Raw genomic sequence first — 20,892 nt, 5'->3', positions numbered from 1 at the left:
AATATACTCTATTGATAAAAAAAGAAAACCCAGGTTTAAATTTAAATCTGGGTTTTATGACTATATCTAAATCAATTTAAATGTTCTCAATCCACTCTCTGGCATTAACGAAAGCTTCAACCCAAGGCGATACTTCGTCTTGTCTGTTATTTGGGTAATGTGCCCAGTTCCATTGGAACGTAGAACGCTCAATGTGCGGCATCGTTACTAAGTGACGGCCTGTTGCATCACACATCATGGCTGTGTTATAGTCAGAACCATTAGGGTTGTGTGGATATTCAGCATATCCATATTTACCAACAATGTTGTATTGATCTTCAGATTTTGGTAAGTTAAATTTACCTTCACCGTGAGAAATCCAAACACCTAAAGTACTTCCGGCTAGGCTAGATAACATTACAGAGTTGTTTTCTTGAATTTTCACTGAAGTAAATGAACTTTCGTGTTTATGAGAATCGTTGTGAACCATTTTACCATGAACATCGTGCTCAGGGTTAATAAGGTCTAATTCCATCCATAACTGACAACCATTGCAAATACCTACAGAAAGTGTGTCTTCTCTTTCAAAGAAGTTTTTAATCACTTCATTCGCTTTTTCGTTGTATTTGATAGCCCCAGCCCAACCTTTAGCAGAACCTAAAACGTCTGAGTTTGAGAATCCACCAACAGCACCTAAAAATTGAATGTCTTCAAGCGTTTCACGACCAGAAATTAAATCGGTCATGTGCACATCTTTTACATCAAATCCTGCTAAGTACATCGCATTTGCCATTTCACGCTCTGAGTTACTTCCTTTTTCACGTAAAATCGCCGCTTTTGGTCTTTTGTCATTGCGAGGAGTTTGCGACGTGGCAATCTTAGATTCTTCGCTAGCGCTCTGAATGACATCGGATAATTTACCCGTAAAATGTTCTGGAAACTTAAACTGTAATGGCTGATTTTTATAGTTGTCATAACGGTCTTGTGCTAAACCGTTAGCGGTTTGTTTTTGATCTAATAAGAACGATGTTTTGTACCACATATCTCTTAGTTTAGAGATTGTCATAGTAAATACATCTGTTCCGTTGATGATGCTTAGCGTATCAGATTCTGTTACTTTACCAATGTTGAAGAAGTCGATATTAGCAGCAGATAATACAGTTTCGATTGAAGCATCTTTCGACTGAATTACTAAACCTGCATTTTCAGCAAATAACACTTTAAATGAATCGTTTTCAGCTAAAGCTGTGATATCTAATTCAGCACCTAAATTGTTATCAGCAAAACAAAGTTCTAATAACGTCGTAATTAAACCACCAGAAGCCACATCGTGACCAGCAACAATTTGTCCGTCAAGAATGAGTTGTTGAATGGTATTAAATACGGTTTTTACGTACCCTGCAGATTGAACATTAGGCGTGTCGTTACCAATTTTGTTAACTACCTGAGCGAAAGAACTTCCTCCCAGTTTAAAGTTATCCTGTGAAAGGTTGATGTAATACACATTACCGGAACCTTTTTGGAAAACAGGTTCAACTACTTTATTGATATCTGTACAGTTAGCCGCAGCCGAAATAATTACCGTACCAGGAGCAATAACCTGTTCGTTAGGGTATTTTTGCTTCATTGATAAGGAATCTTTTCCGGTTGGCACGTTGATGCCTAAATCAATGGCAAATTCTGAAACCGCTTCAACAGCTTCATATAAACGCGCATCTTCACCTTCATTTTTACAAGGCCACATCCAGTTTGCCGATAAAGACACATTTTGTATTCCGTCTTTTAATGGCGCCCAGATAATGTTTGTTAAAGCTTCGGTAATCGAGTTTCTACTTCCTGCAACTGGATTAATTAATCCTGAAATAGGAGAATGCCCGATAGAGGTTGCGATACCTTCTTTACCTTTGTAATCTAAGGCCATCACACCAACGTTGTTTAATGGAATTTGTAATGGTCCAACACATTGTTGTTTGGCTACTTTTCCACCAACACAACGGTCTACTTTATTGGTTAACCAGTCTTTAGACGCTACTGCTTCTAATTGTAATAACTGGTCTAAATAATCGTAGAAGTTTTCTTTGTTGTAAGCAACATCGGCATAATTGCGAGCTACTTTTTTATCGTACATGAATGTTTTTGGAGAACTTCCAAACATATCATCCATGGCTAAATCCATAGGTTTGTGACCGTTGGTTTTAGACTCAAATGTGAAACGGTGATTACCGGTTACGTCTCCAACGGTGTACATTGGAGAACGCTCACGATCGGCAATCTTTTGTAATGTTTCAATATGTTTTTCGGCAATTACTAATCCCATACGTTCCTGAGATTCGTTACCGATAATTTCTTTATCTGATAAAGTAGGGTCTCCTACAGGTAATTTATCTAAATCGATGTGTCCACCAGTTTCTTCAACTAATTCCGATAGACAGTTTAGGTGTCCACCAGCACCGTGATCGTGGATAGAAACAATGTAGTTTTCATCGCTTTCAACCATACCACGAACCGCGTTAGCAGCACGTTTTTGCATTTCCGGATTCGAACGTTGTACCGCATTTAATTCGATACCTGATTCAAATTCACCTGTATCGGCCGATGATACCGCAGCACCACCCATTCCAATACGGTAGTTTTCACCACCAAGGATCACCACTTTATCACCAGTTTTAGGGGTGTCTTTTAAAGCTTGTTCGGCTTTACCATAACCAATACCTCCAGCTTGCATAATCACTTTGTCGAAACCGAGTTTTCGAGGTTGATTACCGTCATTACGAGGAGTTTGCGACGAAGTAATCTCATCGTTTTTAGCAGATTGCTTCACGTTGTTCGCAATGACGTCGTTGGCTTCATCATGCTCAAACGTTAATACCGAACCACAGATTAATGGCTGTCCAAATTTGTTACCAAAGTCTGAAGCTCCGTTAGAGGCTTTAATTAAGATATCCATTGGTGTTTGGTATAACCATTTACGCTCCTCCATGGCTTGTTCCCAAGGACGGTTTTCTTCCAAGCGCGAGTAAGATGTCATGTAAACTGCAGTTCCAGCTAAAGGTAAGGAGCCTTTTCCTCCAGCCAAACGGTCACGAATTTCACCTCCTGAACCTGTTGCAGCACCATTAAATGGCTCTACAGTCGTAGGGAAGTTGTGCGTTTCCGCTTTTAATGAAATCACAGATTCGAAATCTTTAGTTTCGTAAAAATCAGGTTTGTCTGCGCTTTTAGGTGCGAATTGCTCAACAACAGGTCCTTTTACAAAAGCGACGTTATCTTTATAAGCTGAAACAATATCGTTAGGATGTGTTTCAGACGTTTTACGAATCATTTTAAATAATGACGTCGGTTTTTCTTCACCATCAATTACGAATGTTCCGTTAAAAATTTTGTGACGGCAGTGCTCACTATTTACTTGAGAGAAACCGAAAACTTCAGAGTCGGTTAACGGGCGACCAATTTTTTTAGAAACACCTTCTAAGTAAGTCACCTCTTCATCACTTAAAGACAATCCTTCTTGAATGTTATAAGCTGCAATATCTTCAATATCCAAAATAGGTTCTGGCTTGATATTTATGGTAAATGATTCTTGGTTTAACCCGTTGAATTTTTCAGAAATCATCGGGTCGTAACCTTTAAAATCTTTAGAAACAGCTTCGAATTCTTCAATTCGAATGATGTCTGTAATCCCCATGTTTTGAGTGATTTCAACAGCGTTGGTACTCCAAGGCGTAATCATAGCAGCACGTGGTCCAACAAAAAAAGCATCCAGCGATGCTTGCTCTATTTTAGGTTGGTTGCCAAATAACCATGACAGTTTTTGTATGGTTTCTGGGGAGAATTCTTTTGTTGCTTGAACAGCATAAACTTTGCTGTTTTGGTTTCCAAAGAAATGAATCATTATGTAAATGTTATAGTTGTGTTTAGAAAGTGCAAAAATACACTTTTTAAGTCATAAAAGCAGGCATTTTTTTAGCAAACCCTAAGGAATGTTAACAAGCTTTTTAACAGGGCTTAAAAATACTTTTTAAGAATAGTGATAACTGCGTTGTAATATGAGCGTCCAAATAAATTTAAATGTACCAATAAATAGTAGAGTTGATAGATCTCTGTTTTTATAGCTGAATTTTCGGTAATTGGATGGATAGTATAATAAGCGTCATAAAAGCTATTTGAAAAACCTCCAAAAAGTTTGGTCATGGCCATATCGACTTCACGGTCTCCGTAGTAAATAGCTGGGTCAATTAGGTAGGGTGAACCATTTTCTGAAATCAAAATATTTCCATTCCATAAATCGCCGTGTAAAAGCGAAGGTTTTATATTTTGAAAGATTGGCTCTAGCTTGTTTAACATTTGTTCTTTTGAAGGGCATTCGGATTCTATTAACAATTGGTTTTGAATTGCTAATTGTAGTTGAGGAAACAGCCGTTCGTTAACGTAAAATAAATTCCAAGAATTAGTTGGTTTGTTAGATTGTTTGAGGCTTCCAATAAAATTGTCTTGTTCTAAACCGAAATAAGGGTTAGTATTTTGGTGAAGTTGGGCTAGTTGCTTTCCCAGGGTTTTGAAATCTTTTGAGGAAGGGGATTTACTTTCAATAAATTCCATAAGTAAAAATGATATGTTTTCAAATTTAGAGCAATCAATAACCTTTGGAGTAGAGATTGTATTAGTATTGGCTATGGTTTTTAGTGCCTCTGCTTCGGTTTGAAACATGTTTAACGCATTTAAAACTGTATTTGTTTTAAGAAAAAAACTTTGATCTGAAGTTATGATTCTAAAAGCTGAAGAAATATCACCGCCTGAAACAGACGTTATACTATTAATTTTGGCACTAAGTTTATTTTCAATATGTTTAAAAAAGGCTTGTTCCATTGAAAATCAAAGGTTGTAAAAATAAAAAAGCCATCAAAATATTGATGGCCTTTAAAAATATGGTTAAGCTATAATTTATTTCTTAATTAGCTTTTTGGTGATTTGCTGATTTCCGTTTGAAAGTTTTAAAATATAAACACCAGAATTCAACATTTGTACAGCAATATTTCCATTAGTTGTTTCTCCTTTACTTACTAATCGTCCTAAAATATTGTAAATCTCATATTGTAAGGTTTTATTTGAAGACACCTTAATGTGGCTGCCTTTTATAGGGTTTGGATAAATAGTTACATTGGTTAGGTGATTCTCTTTAATACTTAACGTTTGTGTATGATTTCCTAAATCGTCACAGTTGTCTTGTGGATAACTATCCCATTCATTTATATCAAATGTTGTTGTTGGCTCGCTTACTGTAGGTTTTCTTACTAGCGTTGTGTTTTGAGCAAAAGTGGTATCGTCACCTAAAGCACCAATAATATCAATTAAAACATCGTCCTTAAATAGTCCAATTGCGTCATTTCCATTAAAGCCGGTAATACCGTTGTTTAAATCGTCGTATTCTGAAGTGCAAATTGAGGCACTTCCGTTGGCAATAACATATACATCTTCATGAGCTATTTGTGCATTTCCAGGGAAACTGTAGGTTGTTGTCCAATTTGCATTACCATTACTACTAAGCTTTAACGAGTAGCTAGACATATCTGTAATGTCAGTACCTGTAAAATTAGCTATTTCTAGAGCTTTGTTGTTGCTGCCACCTTCAATATATTCCGAGAAGAAAATATCGACGCCTCCAGAAGAGCCATTATTAGTTGTTGTTTCACAATCTTGGTTGCTAAAACCAGATTCGTTTCCAGCGGCATCTAAAGCAACTATAGTGAAACAGTAATTAGTATTAGGTTGAAGCCCTGTAGCTGTAAAACTTGTTGTGTTTGTATTGAAGGTGTTAACGCCATCCACATAAATATCGTAAGATGTTACAGCAATATTATCAGTAGCAGCAGCCCAATCTAAATCAATAGAAGTATCTGTTGGATTTGAAGCAACTAAGTTTGTTGGAGCCGTTGGTGCTTCGGTATCTGGTGTCACATCCCAAATTTCTGCAACCCACTCTGGATGATCAACAAAAGGGTTTCTGTTACTTTGGTGATTATTGAAAATATTATTGTTTCTATCTATTTCTTTTTGTGAAACTGGATCGCTTTGATGCCAAGTAATTAAAATGTTTAAAAACGGATCGGCAATAGCTTTGTTATTACTACCATCAAACATGGCGTAAGCCCCCCAATTATCGATTTGATCTTCATAACGTGTTACAAAGTAAAAATAAATACGTGCGATATCGCCTTTAAATTCATCGATAGGTTCGAAAACAGTACCTGAATATCCAGCAGAGTATCCGCTATTTAAATTACCACCAAGTTTTGAGCCGTTTTGCGTTGGATTTGAAATACCACTTTGCGACACTAATTGTGAATTATCTACAACCCCAAAAGGGAAATTGCTTCTAAAGCCATTTACACGACCATCGGTTGGTAATAAATGATGTGCATCGCTACGCATAGGTAAATTTTGATTAAATACAGATTGTGGAATAACATGTTCTTTGTTATAGCAATCGCCTTCACTACTATATTCTCCACACTCATCATTTGCAGGTGAAAATGTATAAGGATCGGCTCCTGTTGGGTTTTCAGAATACGGATCAAGAATGGTATTGCTACCCGTTTCGTAATAATTATCTAAATCATAAGAGGCTATAAAACCATCCATGGCATCATAACCTTGGTCGTTATGTAGGTATTCTGTTGCTAAATTATCATCAGTATCATCAATGATTTCTTTAAGCTGTGTTTTAAGTGTGTATCCCGTTCCTGTAGCAGAGTCGTAATAACCTGCTGGTGCTTGAGCAAACACGGTAGTTGTTATTAGGGTTAAAAGGAGCGTGTAAAATTGTTTCATAGTATTATTTTTTCTTTTCTAACAGAGCCATGTAAAAGCCATCGAAACCAGATTGATGTGCTAAAACTTTGTTATCTTTTACAAAAGTAAAGTCTTTACCGAATTCTGATGTTAAAAATTTGTCAACTTGTTCTTGATTTTCTGATGGTAATACAGAGCAAGTCGCATAAACTAGTTTTCCACCAGGTTTTACCATTCTTGAGTATTTTTGTAAAACGTCTTGTTGGGTTACTCGTATTCTATCTAAGAATTCTGGTTCTAGCTTCCATTTGGCGTCGGGGTTTCTGCGTAAAACACCTAAACCGGAACAAGGCGCATCAATTAAAACGCGATCGGCTTTATCATATAATTTTTTAATAGGTTTTGTAGAATCTAACACACGCATATCGAAGTTATGAACGCCATTTCTTTTAGCACGAGTTTTTAGTTTTCTTAATTTACTTTCGTAAATATCCATAGCGATTACTTGCCCTTTATTTTGCATTAAAGCCGCTATATGTAAGGTTTTACCACCGGCTCCAGCACAAGTGTCAACCACTTTCATGCCTGGTTCTACATTTAAAAATTCGGCAACTAATTGCGATGACGCATCTTGTACTTCGAACCAGCCATCTTTAAAGGCTGTAGTTTTAAATACATTGGCACGTTCTTTTAGTTTTAATGCTGATGGATAACCGTCTAAAAATTCGGTTTCAATATCTTCAGATTGTAAGCGTTGTTGTAATTCTTTTTTTGTGGTTTTTAAAGTATTGACTCTTAAAATAACATCAGCTAGCACGTTTTGCATAGCAATTTCCTTGGTCCAAAGGTCTTCACCAAGTTCTGCTAGGCCAACTTCATCTATCCAATCTGGAATAGAGTCACGATATTTTCTAATTTTAGAAAGTTCATCAAAACGGCCTTTTATTTTGCGAGTTGGGGTGTTTTCAAAATACTTCCAATCGGGTAAACGAATACCTTTTAAGGTTGCCCATACGGCAAATAATCGCCAAAGATTATCACGATCAAAAGGTTCTTTTACATCGGCAATTTTGGCGTAAAGGCGTTTCCAGCGTACAATGTCGTAAGTGGTTTCGGCAATAAAGGAGCGGTCGCGACTTCCCCAGCGTTTATCACGCTTTAAAAGTTTCTGAATAACCTTGTCGGCATATTCACCGTCGTTAAATATATTGTTTAAGCCATCTATAACGGCAAAACATAGGTTTCTGTGTAATCGCATTTCAATTATATAAGCGTGCAAAGTTACGTTAAATCACACGAATAGACGAATATTTTTATTATTAGAACGAATAGATGTATCTTTCTTCAAAATTCACCTTATGAAACGTGTTTATATTGCTTTATTCAGTTTGGTTTTTCTATGGTCTTGTAAAGAAGAGGGGAAGTTTAAGCCACGACAATTTTCAAATGTTGCCCTAGAAACTATTTTACAAGATTCCACCTTAAGCATTAGAGCTATTGAAATTTTAGACAAGCATAGTTTAGCTTTTGCTGCCAATAATAATACCTATGGTTTGTATCATGCCGAAAATGATAAATGGTTACTTTCAAAACAAGAATATGATTCTCTTGACATCCAATTTAGAGCAGTCGCCAATAATAATGAAGACTTTTTTATGTTAAGTGTAGGTAATCCATCTTTGTTATATAAAACCAGTAATTCGGGCGATATGGAGTTGGTTTACAAAGAAGAAAACGACGGCGTTTTTTACGATGCGATGGCTTTTTGGAATGAAAAAGAAGGGATTGCCATTGGCGATGCTACACATGGTTGTTTAAGCATAATTATTACCCGTAACGGAGGAGAATTGTGGACCAAATTACCTTGTGATGTTTTGCCAAATACTATTGAGAATGAAGGTGCTTTTGCTGCAAGTAATACCAATATTGCTATTGTTGGGAACCATACTTGGGTAGCCACTACCGCTGGACGAGTTTACTATTCGCCAGACAAAGGGAAATCGTGGAACGTTTTTGAAGCTCCAATTGTAAAAGACAAAGATACCGAGGGTATTTATTCTATCGATTTTTATAATGAATTACTTGGTTTTGCTATTGGTGGCGATTATACCAATCCAGAAGATAATTCTGCCAATAAAATGAAAACGATTGATGGTGGAAAAACCTGGCAATTAGTAGCAGAAAATAAAAATCCAGGATACCGCAGTTGTGTTCAGTATTTACCTAATAGAGCAGGAGAGGAGCTTGTTACGGTTGGATTTAAGGGAGTTGATTACAGTAACGATGCAGGTGAATCTTGGTCACATTTAACTAATGAAGGGTTTTATACCATTAGATTTTTAAACGATAGTGTGGCTTATGCTGCAGGCGCAGGAAGAATATGTAAACTAACATTTATTCCATAAAAGAAGAGATTAAGATTAATCTCTTCTTTTATAATTCTGACTTCGACGTTTTTTAAATTCTTCAAACATTTTGCGTCTAAAATCTTCTTCGGTTTTTTTAAGAAGCAATACTTTTTTCGCAGGAAGTATTTGTAGCAAATCTTGTGTGTAGTTTTTACGTAGATTATGCATTTGTTCTTCTAGTGAATTATAATCTGTAATAAGCTTTTTGGCGTCTTGCTCGCTTAAAGAGTTTAAGTTTGTATTATGCTTTTTGTCTCTCATTTTATAGCGTAATTTGTCTTCTTTGTCTTCAAAAGCATTATAAATGGGCCAAAACTTTTGTGCTTCTTGTTTTGTGAAGTCTAAATGTTCTGTGATGTAGGCAATTTCTAAAGCATCAATTTTTTCTTTTTTACTTTTATTTTGTGCCATACTAGAAAAAGATATTCCTAATATGAAAAGATATATAGTTACTGTTTTCATGTTATTCTGGCATTAAATCTTCAATTGATGTATTGTTAAATATATAATTTTCTAAATGTTCTTCGGAAAAACGAACTTCTGAAAAACTATTGTTTTCTAAGTCTTCATTTGTAAAAAAAGTAGTGAAATCTTGAAGTTCAAAATCACTTTCAATGTATGTTTCTAAAGAGGTGGTTTCTACATCGTCAAAACTTATATTGTTCTGGTTAAAAAATACCGTAAAAGCTAATAACAAACTAGCAGCAATTCCTGTTGTGTAGAGAGCCTTTTTAAGCAAAGGCATAGCAATAACCTTAGTTTTTTTGGATGTGCTTTTAATTATAAGATTGTCGACTTCGTTAAAATAATGATTTGGCACTTTAAAACCGTGCGTTTTAACTTGGTGTAACGTTTCCTCTTCCTTTAATTGCTGTAATATTTTAGCATCAAAAGAGTCAAAGTAATTTTTTGGAGTTGAAAATCCGTGTTGTTTACTATGTTTTAAATTGTTACTCATCTAATACTTAGACTGTTTTTTTGTTAAATGGTTTATTTTGACTTTAAATAGGTTTCAATTTTTTTTGTTGCCATATGGTAAGAAGCTTTTAATGCGCCTTCACTAGTGTCTAGTATTTTGGCCATATCTTTATATTTAATATCATCGAAATACTTCATGTTAAAAACCAATTGTTGTTTTTGGGGTAAAGTAGCTATGGCTTTTTGTAATTTTAGTTGAATATCATCTCCATTAAAATATACATCGGCCTCTAGATTATTAATCGTTTGCTGTTGTAACTCTTCGTCTGATATTTGTAATATTTTCGATTTCTTTTTTAAAAATGTTAACGACTCATTTGTGGCGATACGATACATCCAAGAGTATAATTGGCTATCTCCTTTAAATTTATCAATATTTTTAAAGACTTTAATAAATGTATTTTGAAGCACATCATCTGCATCGTCATGCGACAGAACTATTTTTCTAATATGCCAATACAAACGCTCTTTGTATTGGTGTAATAGTTCTTTAAAGGCTTCGTCTTTTGTACCTTTATTAGTTAACCGTTTTATTAAGTCTTTTTCTGTAATCAATTAAACACTTTGTTATTAAGACTAAAGTAACTATTAAAAGTTTATTTTCTGAAGTATTTTTAATTTTTAGCATTAGAAAACAATCGTTGAAATGCGTTAAAAAACCGATGAAAAGCACTTTTTCCTTGCTTTTTACATTTTATTACGTTATGTTTACACCAGAAAACCTACTTATTGTTAGTCTGCCCCAAGTCTAGCAGTAAACAAAAAAGGACAAACCTTAAATGGATTTGTCCTTTTTTAATATGTATTGTTTAAAGGTTATTCGAAACTTTGCATTTCTACCAGTTTTTTATAAACACCATTTTTGACCATTAATTCGTTATGGTTTCCTTGTTCTACAATGTTTCCTTTTTGCATAACTACAATAGTATCGGCATTTTGAATAGTTGATAATCTATGTGCAATAACAATAGAGGTGCGGTTACGCATCATGTTTTCAAGCGCATCTTGCACTAAGCGTTCGCTTTCGGTATCTAAAGCAGAAGTTGCTTCATCTAAAATCATAATTGGTGGATTTTTAAGTACAGCTCTTGCAATACTTAAACGCTGTTTTTGCCCACCAGAAAAATTATTTCCTGCATCGCCAACATTAGTTTCAATACCGTTTGGTAAGCTTTGCACAAACTCCCAAGCATTAGCAATTTTTAAGGCTTCTATAATTTCTTGTTCTGTAGCGTCTGGTTTTCCTAAAGAAATATTGTTTTTTATTGTGTCGTTAAATAAGATGGAATCTTGTGTGACAAGTCCCATTAAGTCTCTTAATGACTTTTTTGTTACGTTTTTAACGTTAATACCATCAATAGAAATATTGCCTTTATTTACGTCGTAAAATCTATTTACAAGATTAGCAATCGTACTTTTTCCGCTTCCAGATTGGCCAACTAAAGCGACAGTTTTTCCTTTGTGAACATCTACTGAAAAGTCTTTTAAAACATAATCATCGTCATATTTAAAGGAAATATTATCAATAGATATTTTATCGTTAAACGTTTCAAGGTTTGTCGCATTTGGTAAATCCTTCATGCTATCTTCTTCTTTTAGTATTTCGAAAACACGATCTGCAGCAGCAATACCATTTTTAACTTTGTAAGACGCTTTGCTAATAGCTTTTGCAGGTGTTAGTATAGCGTATGAAAGTCCCATAAAGGCAATAAAGGTTGTGCCTTCAATAACTTTATCTACTAGGACTAATTTACCACCATACCATAATAAAATTGCAATGGTAATAATACCTAAAACTTCACTAATGGGTCCAGCTAAATTATTTTTTAGACCAATTTTATTTTTCAGTTTTAAAATTTTATCGGCTGAAGTAATAAAGTTCTTTTTAAAAATATTTTCGGCATTGTAGCCTTTTACAATTTTTAATCCTGTTAATGATTCTTCAACAATTGAAATTAATCTACCAGATTCTTGTTGTGCTTTTAAGGAGTTCTTTTTTAAGCTTTTTCCTATTCTTGAAATTAAAATACCAGCTATAGGAATAAAGCATAGTACGAATAATGATAATTCCCAACTTATAGTAAACATAAGTATTAAGGAAAAAATAATGGTTGCTGGCTCTCTTACAATTAACTCTAATACAATAAAAAAGGAGTTTTGCATTTCGTTAATATCGCCTAAAATTCTAGCCATAACATCGCCTTTTCGTCGTTTGGAATAAAAGCTTATAGGAAGGCTAATAATTTTGTTGTACATGGTTTTTCTTAAGTCGGTTAAAACACCATTTTTAAGATACATAACATGTTGCATGGCAAAATAACCAAACATATTTTTTAATAAAAAAGTGGAAATAACAATAACTACGGCAATTACTAAGGCCATTTGTGGATTTCCATCTTCTAAATAACCACTTACTTTATAGTTTAATAATTGCTCGCCGTAGTCTTTTATTTTTAAAATACTTTCCCATTTTGGGGCTTCTTTAACAATGGCTGTTTTATCAAATAATACATTTAGCATTGGTATTAATGAGATAAATGCTAAAGCGCTAAAAAAGGCATAGAGTAAATTAAAAAACACATTAAAAAATACGTGTCTTTTAAATTTCTTGATAAAGGGAAGTAATTGGTTTATTATTTTTTTCATCTAATTAAGCTGCATATCTTTTAGGATAGCATCAATTTTAGTTTCCAATTCTTGTTCCGTTTGTTTAAAGTCTGCCACATTGTCTAATTTGGTGTTTACACTAATGTAAAACTTTATTTTAGGTTCGGTGCCGCTTGGTCTTAATGCTATTTTACTACCGTCTTGAGTGTAATAAATTAAGACATTAGATTTAGGGACATTAATTGGGCTTTCTGTATTTTGAATTAAATTTTTAGCAATTGCTATTTTGTAATCCTCTAGAGTAACTACTTTTGAACCGTTAATTTCAGATTTAGGATTTTCTCTAGCATCAACCATCATTTGTTTGATTTCCTGAGCGCCTTCAATCCCTTTTTTGGTTATGGAAACTAAACGCTCTTTATAAAACCCCTGTGTTACATATAGTTGTAATAATTTTTCATAGAAAGAAATTCCTTCGGTTTTTGCTTTTGTCGCTATTTCGCAAGCTAAAAGGGTAGAAGTTACAGCATCTTTATCGCGAACAAAATCGCCTACCATAAAGCCAAAACTTTCCTCACCACCACCAATAAAGTCTTGATTAGGGAAGTCTTTTATCATTTTGGCAATCCACTTAAACCCGGTAAGTCCTTCTTTATATTCCACGCCATAATCATTAGCAAGAACTTCCATCATTGGTGTTGACACAATTGTTGAACCAATAAACTCATTGCCTTGTAACCCGTTGTTTTTTGCTTTGTTGAGTAAAAACTCTGTCATGACAACCATAGTTTGATTACCATTTAAAAGGGTTAATTCGCCTTCTAAGTTTCTAACTGCGACACCAAGACGATCGCTATCGGGATCTGTACCGATAACAATATCGGCCTTTACTTTTTCAGCCAAATCTAAAGCCATTTTTAAGGCTGCTGGTTCTTCTGGGTTTGGCGACTTAACCGTAGGGAAATTACCGTTTGGTGTAGCCTGTTCTTCTACAATATGAACATTTTTGTAGCCAGCACGTTTTAAAGTTTCTGGAATCGTAGTTATGGATGTACCATGTAACGAGGTAAACACAATTGTAAGGTTGTCTTTGGCTTCATTTGAAGTGAAATTCGCATTTTTTACGGATGCATCAATGAAAGCATTGTCAACTTTTTCGCCAATATATTCAATTAAATTATTGTTAGCTTCAAATTTAATTTCAGCATAATCTAATTTGTTAATTTCTGATATAATCTCTCCATCTTGAGGTGGAACTAATTGGCCGCCATCTTGCCAATATACTTTGTAACCGTTGTATTCTGGTGGGTTGTGCGAAGCGGTTAAAACAATACCGCAATGGCAGTTTAAATATTTTACGGAAAAGGATAATTCTGGTGTTGTGCGTAAGTCTTCAAATAAATAAACTTGTATACCGTTTGCCGAAAAGACATCGGCTACTACTTTTGCTAGCGTGTTACTATTGTTTCTGCAATCGTAAGCAATAACCACTTTTAAGTCTTCACCAGGGAATTGTGTTTTTAAATAATTACTTAACCCTTGGGTGTTTTTTCCAAGCGTATATTTATTAATACGATTGGTTCCAACGCCCATAACACCTCTCATGCCGCCTGTACCAAACTCTAAATTTTTATAAAAGCTTTCTTCTAGTTCTTTAGGGTTGTTAGTAAGGAGCTCTTTTATTTCGTTTTGAGTTGATTCATCGAAAGTAGGGGTTAACCAGGTGTTAACTTGGTTTTGTATTTCAGGTTTTAAATGTGTCATTTCTTAAGGTTTAATACAAAAAAATTGAGTTGTTCAACTTGTAAAAAGAACTGTTAGGTGGTTAAAAATTAAGTTTGTCTTTAATTAAATAGCGCTTTTTGTCTTGTTTTGTTCTTAGGATGATTTCGCCTAAAAAACCAGCGACAAAAAATTGGGTTCCAATAATCATCGTGGCTAAGGCAATGTAAAATTGTGGTTTTTGTGTAATTAATCTTCCAGAAGGGTTTAAAATGAGTTTATCTATACCTAAATATAGTGAAAAACTAAACCCAATAGCAAACATAATAACACCTAAAGCGCCAAATAAATGCATGGGTCTTCTGCCAAAACGCGATAAAAACCAAATGGTAATTAGGTCTAAAAAACCATGTATAAAACGATCCATGCCAAACTTAGTTTCGCCGTATTTTCTGGCTTGATGCTTCACTACTTTTTCACCAATTTTTATAAATCCAGCGTTTTTAGACAATACGGGGATGTAGCGATGCATTTCACCATTAACATCAATATTTTTAACCACATTAATGTGGTAAGCTTTTAAACCACAATTAAAATCGTGTAGCTTAACACCAGATGTTTTTCGTGCTGCCCAATTAAATAATTTAGACGGAAGGTTTTTTGTAAAGGTATTATCGTAACGTTTCTTTTTCCAACCAGAAACCATATCGAAACCGTCTTTAGTAATCATGGAAACCAGTTCTGGAATTTCCTCAGGATTATCTTGTAAGTCGGCATCCATCGTTATAACAACATCGCCACTAGCTTCATGAAACCCTGCGTGTAGAGCTTGCGATTTGCCAAAGTTTTTTAAGAAGCGAATACCTTTTACATGCTTATTAGCTTTGGAGAGCTGTAGAATGGTGTTCCATGAATTATCGGTGCTACCATCATCAATAAAAATAATTTCATAAGAAAAACGATTGGACTGCATAACCTCTGCAATCCAATCGTATAATTCTTTTAAAGAGTCTTGTTCGTTAAGTAGTGGTATGACTACTGATATGTTCATTGAATGCGTTTAAATAAAACAATATTCAAAAGTAAGAATTTTAAGCGTTTTCTTCGTTCTTTTTCAAAACTAAAGCAACGATTAAGCCTACAATACTAAATCCTACTAGTTGAAAAACTAATGATTGTAGAACATTTCCTATAGAGAACATATTGCTTTCAGCTTCCATTTTTTCTACAGCTTCGGCTACGGCTTCTTCTGGAGCTCCAAAGTTTCTCATCATTTGCACTTGCGAGTCAACAATTTTTTCTTTTAATACAATAGCAGCTTCGGGATCGATTACATTAAAAATTAAAATACTCACTACAGAGCTAATAGCAATTCCTATAAGAACCGTTAAAAAGTACGATGTAAACGCTTCTTTAAAACTGATAATACCTTGCAAGGCACTTTTGGTTTTTACAGTAGAGATAATACCAAATACAATAACAATTAATAGTAACGCAATACCATACCACACTTTTGTATATAAATCTAAATTTATAGCATAAGCTAAAACAGAAAATAAGGCTAAGATACCACCAAGATATAGACCGTAATTAATTGCAATTGATTTTACTGATTTTTCCATTATGTTTGTGTTTTTAGTTGATTATGTTTAGTTAGTAAACAAAGATACCAAAACGTTACAAAACTTTAACATAATAAAAAATATAAAAAAGAGTTGTTCAATTGTAAAAAATGCTTAAATTTGCACCTCGAAAAAACCGAAACGATTAAAGAATTTAGTGATGAAAAAAGGAATACATCCAGAAAATTATAGAATGGTAGCGTTTAAAGATATGTCAAATGAAGATGTATTTTTAACAAAATCTACAGCCAATACAAACGAAACTATTGAGGTTGATGGTGTTGAGTATCCATTGGTTAAAATGGAGATTTCAAGAACATCACATCCATATTACACTGGTAAGTCTAAGTTAGTAGACTCTGCTGGTCGTATTGATAAGTTTAAAAACAAATACGCTAAATTTAAAAAGTAATATAGCGTTAAATATAATTTTTGTTAGGCCTTCAGTTTTTTACTGAAGGCTTTTTTTTGTTGCTATAATTAAGCTATTTTTGAGATAATACAACGTTCTATATCAACCTAAATTTTCAACCAAATGAACTACATCCTTTTTGACGGTCCTTCAAGAAATAACTTGTTGCCTTTTACCTATACAAGACCTGTAGCAGATTTAAGAGTAGGTATTCTTACCATACGCGAAAAGTGGGAAGCCTTTTTAGGAATTACCACAACAACGGTGACCGAGGATTACTTGTCTGATAAGTTTCCTATGGTAGAGATGGAAGACAATATTATGATAAATGCTTCCTTCTTACCAAATTATGAGTTGATAGAAATGATTAAAAACCTTAAAGAAAATCAAGCCATTTTTCAAGATGAAGATGTCATTGCTTTTTACACCAAAGATTCGCAAGACGATGTAGCTTTACAAGCTTATGAAGCTATAGAGTTTTCAGAAGATGTTTTAAAAATTGAACACACCTGGGATATTTTTAGTAAAAACGGTGCTGCAATTGAAACCGATTATGATTTATTAACTAAAAATAAAACCTCACAGCCTATACCAAAAACAGTAAATACTTTATCCTCAGAAAATATTTTTATAGAGGAAGGCGCTAAACTAAATTTTGTAACATTAAATGCCGAAAATGGGCCGATATATATTGGTAAGGACGCCGAAATTATGGAAGGTAGCGTAATCCGTGGGCCATTTGCCTTGTGCGACAATGCTACGGTTAAGTTGTCGGCTAAAATTTATGGACCAACCACAGTTGGACCTTACAGTAAAGTTGGTGGCGAAATTAATAACTCGGTAATTTTTGGCTACTCTAATAAAGGACATGATGGCTTTTTAGGAAATTCTGTGCTTGGCGAATGGTGTAATATTGGTGCCGACAGTAACAATTCTAATTTAAAAAATAATTATGCCGAAGTCCGTTTATGGAATTACGAAACCGAAAGTTTTGCTAAAACAGGCTTACAATTTTGTGGCTTAATGATGGGCGATCATAGTAAATGTGGCATAAATACCATGTTTAATACAGGAACAGTAGTTGGTGTAAGTGCTAACATTTTCGGTAGTGGTTTTCCAAGAAACTTTGTGCCTAGTTTTTCATGGGGAGGCAACAACGGATTTACAACGTATTTAACTAAAAAAGCTTTTGAAGTTGCTAAAGTAGTTATGTCTCGCAGAAATGTAGAGCTTTCCGATACAGACAAAGCCATTCTAGAGCACGTTTTTGAAGAAACGGCTAAGTTTAGACGAAGTTAATTTTTACGAACACGTTTTAAGTCTAGCAAATTGGTTGGGTTTATCCCTAAACCGGTAACATTTTTTCTAGTAAACCGTACAACTTCATCATAAAACATGACTACAACGGGAGTTTCCTGCATTACAAGGCTATCCATTTTTGTGTAAAGCAATTCACGAGCTTTTGTATTGGTTTCGTTAAAAGCTTGTTCATATAATTGATCAAAAATCTTGCTAGAAAAATGTGTGTAATTTGGGCCATTTGGCGCAAAATTTTTGCTGTAATACAGGGATAAATAATTTTCGGCATCAGGATAATCGGCAATCCAACTGGCACGGAACATATCCAATTTGCCATTGGCTTTGGCATCTTTTAAAGTGGCAGCAGGAATAACATCAACAGTAACGGTTAACCCTGTTTTTTGTAATTCACGTTGAATATACTCGCAAAAACTTAGGTAATTACTAGTAGTGGTTATGGTAATTTCTGGAGCTGTTATACCTGTTTCGGTTTTAAATTGAGTGACTAATTGTTTAGCTTTTTCAGGTTGATAATCATATCCTATATCTTCATTATAACCAGGCAATCCTTTTGGAATAAAACCACCATTGGCAGGAATACCAATACCGTTGCGTAAGTAGGTCATCATTTTTTTGCGGTCAAACCCATAATTAACAGCTTGCCGAAGTAATTTAGATTGAATTTCAGGAATCTCAGAATCCATATAAAATGCTAGATATTCGGTATTTAAATATGACCCGCGAATCATATTTACATCTTTAGCATAGTTGTTTCGAAGTTGGCCTTTTGCAGTTAAAATCTCATCTTTATAAGATGCATCAAGTCCAGAAACATAATCAATGTTACCTTGCGCAAATTGCAAAAATTCACTTTGTTTGTCAGGCAAAAATGTAATAGCAACAGCTTCTAAGTAAGGAAGTTTTTCACCTTTAGAATCGGCCTCAAAGTAGTTATGGTTTTTCCTAAATACCAATTTGATGTTTTCTTCCCAGCGTTTAAACTTAAATGGCCCAGTCCCTATTGGGTTTGCTCTAAATTTACTTCCGTAATGTGTTACAATTTCTTTTGGAACAACACTGCAATACTTCATGGTTAACAATCCTAAAAACGCAGGGAAAGGTTGTTTTAATTGTATTTGAAAGGTTGAACTGTTTACCGCTTTAAACCCTTCAACTTTATTTAAAACCCAACTTCCAGGAGAAGCCACTTTAGGGTCAATAAGCCGGTTAAAACTATACTCAAAATCATAAGCAGTAACTGTTCGCGTAGAATCTTTTCCAAATAAATGATGCTTATGAAACCAAACATCATGTCGTAAAGTAAACGTGTACGTCTTGGCGCTATCGGTTATTACCCAATGTTTAGCAATACTTGGTTTTACGTTAAGGCTGTCGTCCATTTCAACCAAACCGTTAAACAACTGATTGGTAGCCCAAATATCGGCCAGATCTTTAGAGAATGCAGGGTCCAGAGAACCAATATTTTTATGTTCGTTATAGCGAAAAACTAAATTATCATTGTTATTAGTTGCTTTTTTTTCACAGGAAATAAGACATAGTACAGCACAACTAATTGTAAAATAATATATTAAAGCATTTAAGTTTGGTAGTAAGGGTTTTATCATTCTATTATTTAGTTGTAAATTTGCAGCCATTTAATTGTAAAGATAAATTTTAGCACGTCCTAAAACAAAGTTTGCTTAAATAAATATGGAACGTAAAAAAGTCGCATTTTATACATTAGGCTGTAAGCTTAATTTTTCGGAGACATCAACCATTGCTAGAAACTTCACTAATGAAGGGTTTGATCGCGTAGAATTTTCTGAAAAAGCAGATATTTATGTGATCAATACATGTTCGGTAACCGAAAATGCCGATAAACGTTTTAAAACCATTGTTAAGCAAGCGCAGAAGGCTAATGAAGAAGCGTTTGTCGCTGCCATTGGTTGTTATGCGCAATTAAAACCACAGGAGTTGGCCGATGTTGATGGCGTGGATTTAGTACTTGGCGCTACCGAGAAGTTCAAAATTACCGATTATTTAAACGATTTATCTAAAAACGATTTAGGCGAAGTCCATTCTTGTGAAATTAATGAAGCCGATTTTTATGTGGGAAGTTATTCTATTGGTGATAGGACACGTGCATTTTTAAAGGTTCAAGATGGCTGCGATTACAAATGTACCTATTGTACCATTCCGTTAGCACGAGGTATTTCGCGTAGTGATACGATGGACAATGTGTTAAAGAACGCCAAGGAGATTTCAGAAAAAGGTATCAAGGAAATTGTATTAACAGGTGTTAATATTGGTGACTATGGAAAAGGCGAGTTTGGTAATAAAAAACATGAACATACCTTCTTAGATTTAGTAACCGAACTGGATAAAGTAGCAGGAATAGAACGTTTACGCATCTCTTCAATAGAGCCTAATCTGTTAAAAAACGACACCATAGATTTAGTATCAAAATCTAGAGCTTTTGTGCCGCATTTTCATATTCCGTTGCAAAGTGGTAGTAATACTATTTTAAAGAAAATGAAGCGTCGTTATATGCGAGAGCTTTATGTAGATCGTGTAGCTAAAGTTCGTGAAGTTATGCCGCACGCCTGCATTGGTGTAGATGTAATTGTTGGTTTTCCTGGAGAAACCGACGAGCATTTTTTAGAGACTTACAATTTTTTAAATGAATTAGATATTTCTTATTTGCACGTTTTTACTTATTCAGAACGTGATAATACCGAAGCTGCCGAAATGGATGGCGTAGTGCCTAAAAAAGTACGCTCTAAACGTAGTAAAATGCTGCGTGGCTTGTCTGTTAAAAAACGCCGTGCATTTTATGAAAACCAATTAGGAACTAAACGTACGGTGTTGTTTGAGGGAGAAAACAAAGCAGGTTACATTCATGGGTTTACCGAAAATTATGTTAAAGTTAAAGCACCATGGAATCCAGAACTTGTTAACACGTTACATGATGTTGAACTTACCAAGATAGATGAGGATGGTTTGGTAAGGTTTGAGTTTTTAAGTGTTTCGGTAAATTAAATCTCCTTATTTTTTGTAACTCATCGGTTTTCAGTAG

Annotated in this window: 16 protein-coding genes; 4 read left to right on the top strand and 12 right to left on the bottom strand. The window is 34.5% G+C overall.

Features of this window, described 5'->3' with window-relative positions; all coding sequences use genetic code 11:
• Positions 1–76: 76 nt before the first annotated feature.
• The 4 genes from purL to R3L15_RS07950 all read right to left on the bottom strand — a co-directional run bounded on the left by purL (position 77) and on the right by R3L15_RS07950 (position 8,026).
• The gene (purL, locus tag R3L15_RS07965) at positions 77–3,871 is read right to left on the bottom strand and encodes a phosphoribosylformylglycinamidine synthase (RefSeq protein ID WP_338731004.1); all 3,795 of its coding nucleotides are present in this window, start codon (positions 3,869–3,871) and stop codon (positions 77–79) included.
• 113 nt (positions 3,872–3,984) lie between these two features.
• Complete coding sequence (locus tag R3L15_RS07960) at positions 3,985–4,845, bottom strand: fructosamine kinase family protein (RefSeq protein WP_338731003.1); 861 nt, start codon at positions 4,843–4,845, stop codon at positions 3,985–3,987.
• A 75-nt stretch (positions 4,846–4,920) separates the two neighbouring features.
• On the bottom strand, positions 4,921–6,807 hold the full coding sequence (locus R3L15_RS07955; protein WP_338731001.1) for an endonuclease: 1,887 nt from the start codon (positions 6,805–6,807) through the stop codon (positions 4,921–4,923).
• Positions 6,808–6,811: 4 nt separating this feature from the next.
• On the bottom strand, positions 6,812–8,026 hold the full coding sequence (locus R3L15_RS07950; RefSeq protein WP_338730999.1) for a methyltransferase domain-containing protein: 1,215 nt from the start codon (positions 8,024–8,026) through the stop codon (positions 6,812–6,814).
• Between the two features lie 100 nt (positions 8,027–8,126).
• On the opposite strand from R3L15_RS07950, the gene R3L15_RS07945 reads away from it, so the two are divergent.
• Positions 8,127–9,173 carry an oxidoreductase gene (locus R3L15_RS07945; protein ID WP_338730997.1) on the top strand — a complete coding sequence of 349 codons (1,047 nt, stop codon included), beginning with the start codon at positions 8,127–8,129 and terminating at the stop codon, positions 9,171–9,173.
• 15 nt (positions 9,174–9,188) lie between these two features.
• Here R3L15_RS07945 and R3L15_RS07940 read toward each other — a convergent pair whose 3' ends face one another.
• The 7 genes from R3L15_RS07940 to R3L15_RS07910 form a co-directional block, all read right to left on the bottom strand.
• A complete protein-coding gene (locus R3L15_RS07940) occupies positions 9,189–9,638 on the bottom strand; it encodes a sensor of ECF-type sigma factor (protein ID WP_338730996.1) in 450 nt (149 codons plus the stop codon).
• Between the two features lies 1 nt (position 9,639).
• A complete protein-coding gene (locus R3L15_RS07935) occupies positions 9,640–10,134 on the bottom strand; it encodes a hypothetical protein (RefSeq protein WP_338730995.1) in 495 nt (164 codons plus the stop codon).
• A gap of 32 nt (positions 10,135–10,166) precedes the next feature.
• The gene (locus R3L15_RS07930) at positions 10,167–10,709 is read right to left on the bottom strand and encodes an RNA polymerase sigma factor (RefSeq protein ID WP_338730994.1); all 543 of its coding nucleotides are present in this window, start codon (positions 10,707–10,709) and stop codon (positions 10,167–10,169) included.
• Positions 10,710–10,970: 261 nt separating this feature from the next.
• Positions 10,971–12,800: an ABC transporter ATP-binding protein gene (locus R3L15_RS07925; protein ID WP_338730993.1), complete on the bottom strand. Its 1,830-nt coding sequence runs from the start codon at positions 12,798–12,800 to the stop codon at positions 10,971–10,973.
• The gene (locus tag R3L15_RS07920; RefSeq protein ID WP_338730992.1) at positions 12,801–14,525 is read right to left on the bottom strand and encodes a phospho-sugar mutase; all 1,725 of its coding nucleotides are present in this window, start codon (positions 14,523–14,525) and stop codon (positions 12,801–12,803) included.
• Between the two features lie 61 nt (positions 14,526–14,586).
• On the bottom strand, positions 14,587–15,534 hold the full coding sequence (locus R3L15_RS07915; protein ID WP_338730990.1) for a glycosyltransferase family 2 protein: 948 nt from the start codon (positions 15,532–15,534) through the stop codon (positions 14,587–14,589).
• A gap of 40 nt (positions 15,535–15,574) precedes the next feature.
• Entirely contained in the window at positions 15,575–16,105 is a 531-nt protein-coding gene (locus R3L15_RS07910) for a DUF4199 domain-containing protein (RefSeq protein ID WP_338730988.1), read from the bottom strand.
• Between the two features lie 160 nt (positions 16,106–16,265).
• On the opposite strand from R3L15_RS07910, the gene R3L15_RS07905 reads away from it, so the two are divergent.
• Positions 16,266–16,517, top strand: a complete 252-nt coding sequence (locus R3L15_RS07905; protein WP_338730986.1) for a type B 50S ribosomal protein L31 — start codon at positions 16,266–16,268, stop codon at positions 16,515–16,517.
• Positions 16,518–16,640: 123 nt separating this feature from the next.
• Positions 16,641–17,816, top strand: coding sequence for a GlmU family protein (locus R3L15_RS07900; RefSeq protein ID WP_338730985.1), 1,176 nt, complete (start codon positions 16,641–16,643; stop codon positions 17,814–17,816).
• Here the strand turns inward: R3L15_RS07900 and R3L15_RS07895 are convergent.
• Complete coding sequence (locus tag R3L15_RS07895; protein WP_338730984.1) at positions 17,813–19,441, bottom strand: ABC transporter substrate-binding protein; 1,629 nt, start codon at positions 19,439–19,441, stop codon at positions 17,813–17,815. The two genes, R3L15_RS07900 and R3L15_RS07895, sit on opposite strands and share 4 nt — an antisense overlap.
• 85 nt (positions 19,442–19,526) lie before the next feature.
• Between R3L15_RS07895 and mtaB the strand changes: the two genes are divergently transcribed.
• Positions 19,527–20,855, top strand: a complete 1,329-nt coding sequence (mtaB, locus tag R3L15_RS07890; RefSeq protein WP_338730983.1) for a tRNA (N(6)-L-threonylcarbamoyladenosine(37)-C(2))-methylthiotransferase MtaB — start codon at positions 19,527–19,529, stop codon at positions 20,853–20,855.
• Positions 20,856–20,892 lie beyond the last annotated feature (37 nt).

It is taken from the genome of Mangrovimonas cancribranchiae (genome assembly GCF_037126245.1).
Classification (GTDB): Bacteria; Bacteroidota; Bacteroidia; order Flavobacteriales; family Flavobacteriaceae; genus Mangrovimonas; species Mangrovimonas cancribranchiae.
The sequence above is the reverse complement of the archived record's forward strand: the minus strand, read 5'-3'. Positions and strand labels throughout refer to the sequence as shown.

Excerpts from the sequence above, each read along its gene's own strand:
- purL (WP_338731004.1), bottom strand. The coding sequence starts at position 3,871 with ATGATTCATTTCTTTGGAAACCAAAACAGCAAAGTTTATGCTGTTCAA.
- R3L15_RS07960 (WP_338731003.1), bottom strand. The coding sequence starts at position 4,845 with ATGGAACAAGCCTTTTTTAAACATATTGAAAATAAACTTAGTGCCAAA.
- R3L15_RS07955 (WP_338731001.1), bottom strand. The coding sequence starts at position 6,807 with ATGAAACAATTTTACACGCTCCTTTTAACCCTAATAACAACTACCGTG.
- R3L15_RS07950 (WP_338730999.1), bottom strand. The coding sequence starts at position 8,026 with ATGCGATTACACAGAAACCTATGTTTTGCCGTTATAGATGGCTTAAAC.
- R3L15_RS07945 (WP_338730997.1), top strand. The coding sequence starts at position 8,127 with ATGAAACGTGTTTATATTGCTTTATTCAGTTTGGTTTTTCTATGGTCT.
- R3L15_RS07940 (WP_338730996.1), bottom strand. The coding sequence starts at position 9,638 with ATGAAAACAGTAACTATATATCTTTTCATATTAGGAATATCTTTTTCT.
- R3L15_RS07935 (WP_338730995.1), bottom strand. The coding sequence starts at position 10,134 with ATGAGTAACAATTTAAAACATAGTAAACAACACGGATTTTCAACTCCA.
- R3L15_RS07925 (WP_338730993.1), bottom strand. The coding sequence starts at position 12,800 with ATGAAAAAAATAATAAACCAATTACTTCCCTTTATCAAGAAATTTAAA.
- R3L15_RS07920 (WP_338730992.1), bottom strand. The coding sequence starts at position 14,525 with ATGACACATTTAAAACCTGAAATACAAAACCAAGTTAACACCTGGTTA.
- R3L15_RS07915 (WP_338730990.1), bottom strand. The coding sequence starts at position 15,534 with ATGAACATATCAGTAGTCATACCACTACTTAACGAACAAGACTCTTTA.
- R3L15_RS07910 (WP_338730988.1), bottom strand. The coding sequence starts at position 16,105 with ATGGAAAAATCAGTAAAATCAATTGCAATTAATTACGGTCTATATCTT.
- R3L15_RS07905 (WP_338730986.1), top strand. The coding sequence starts at position 16,266 with ATGAAAAAAGGAATACATCCAGAAAATTATAGAATGGTAGCGTTTAAA.
- R3L15_RS07900 (WP_338730985.1), top strand. The coding sequence starts at position 16,641 with ATGAACTACATCCTTTTTGACGGTCCTTCAAGAAATAACTTGTTGCCT.
- R3L15_RS07895 (WP_338730984.1), bottom strand. The coding sequence starts at position 19,441 with ATGATAAAACCCTTACTACCAAACTTAAATGCTTTAATATATTATTTT.
- mtaB (WP_338730983.1), top strand. The coding sequence starts at position 19,527 with ATGGAACGTAAAAAAGTCGCATTTTATACATTAGGCTGTAAGCTTAAT.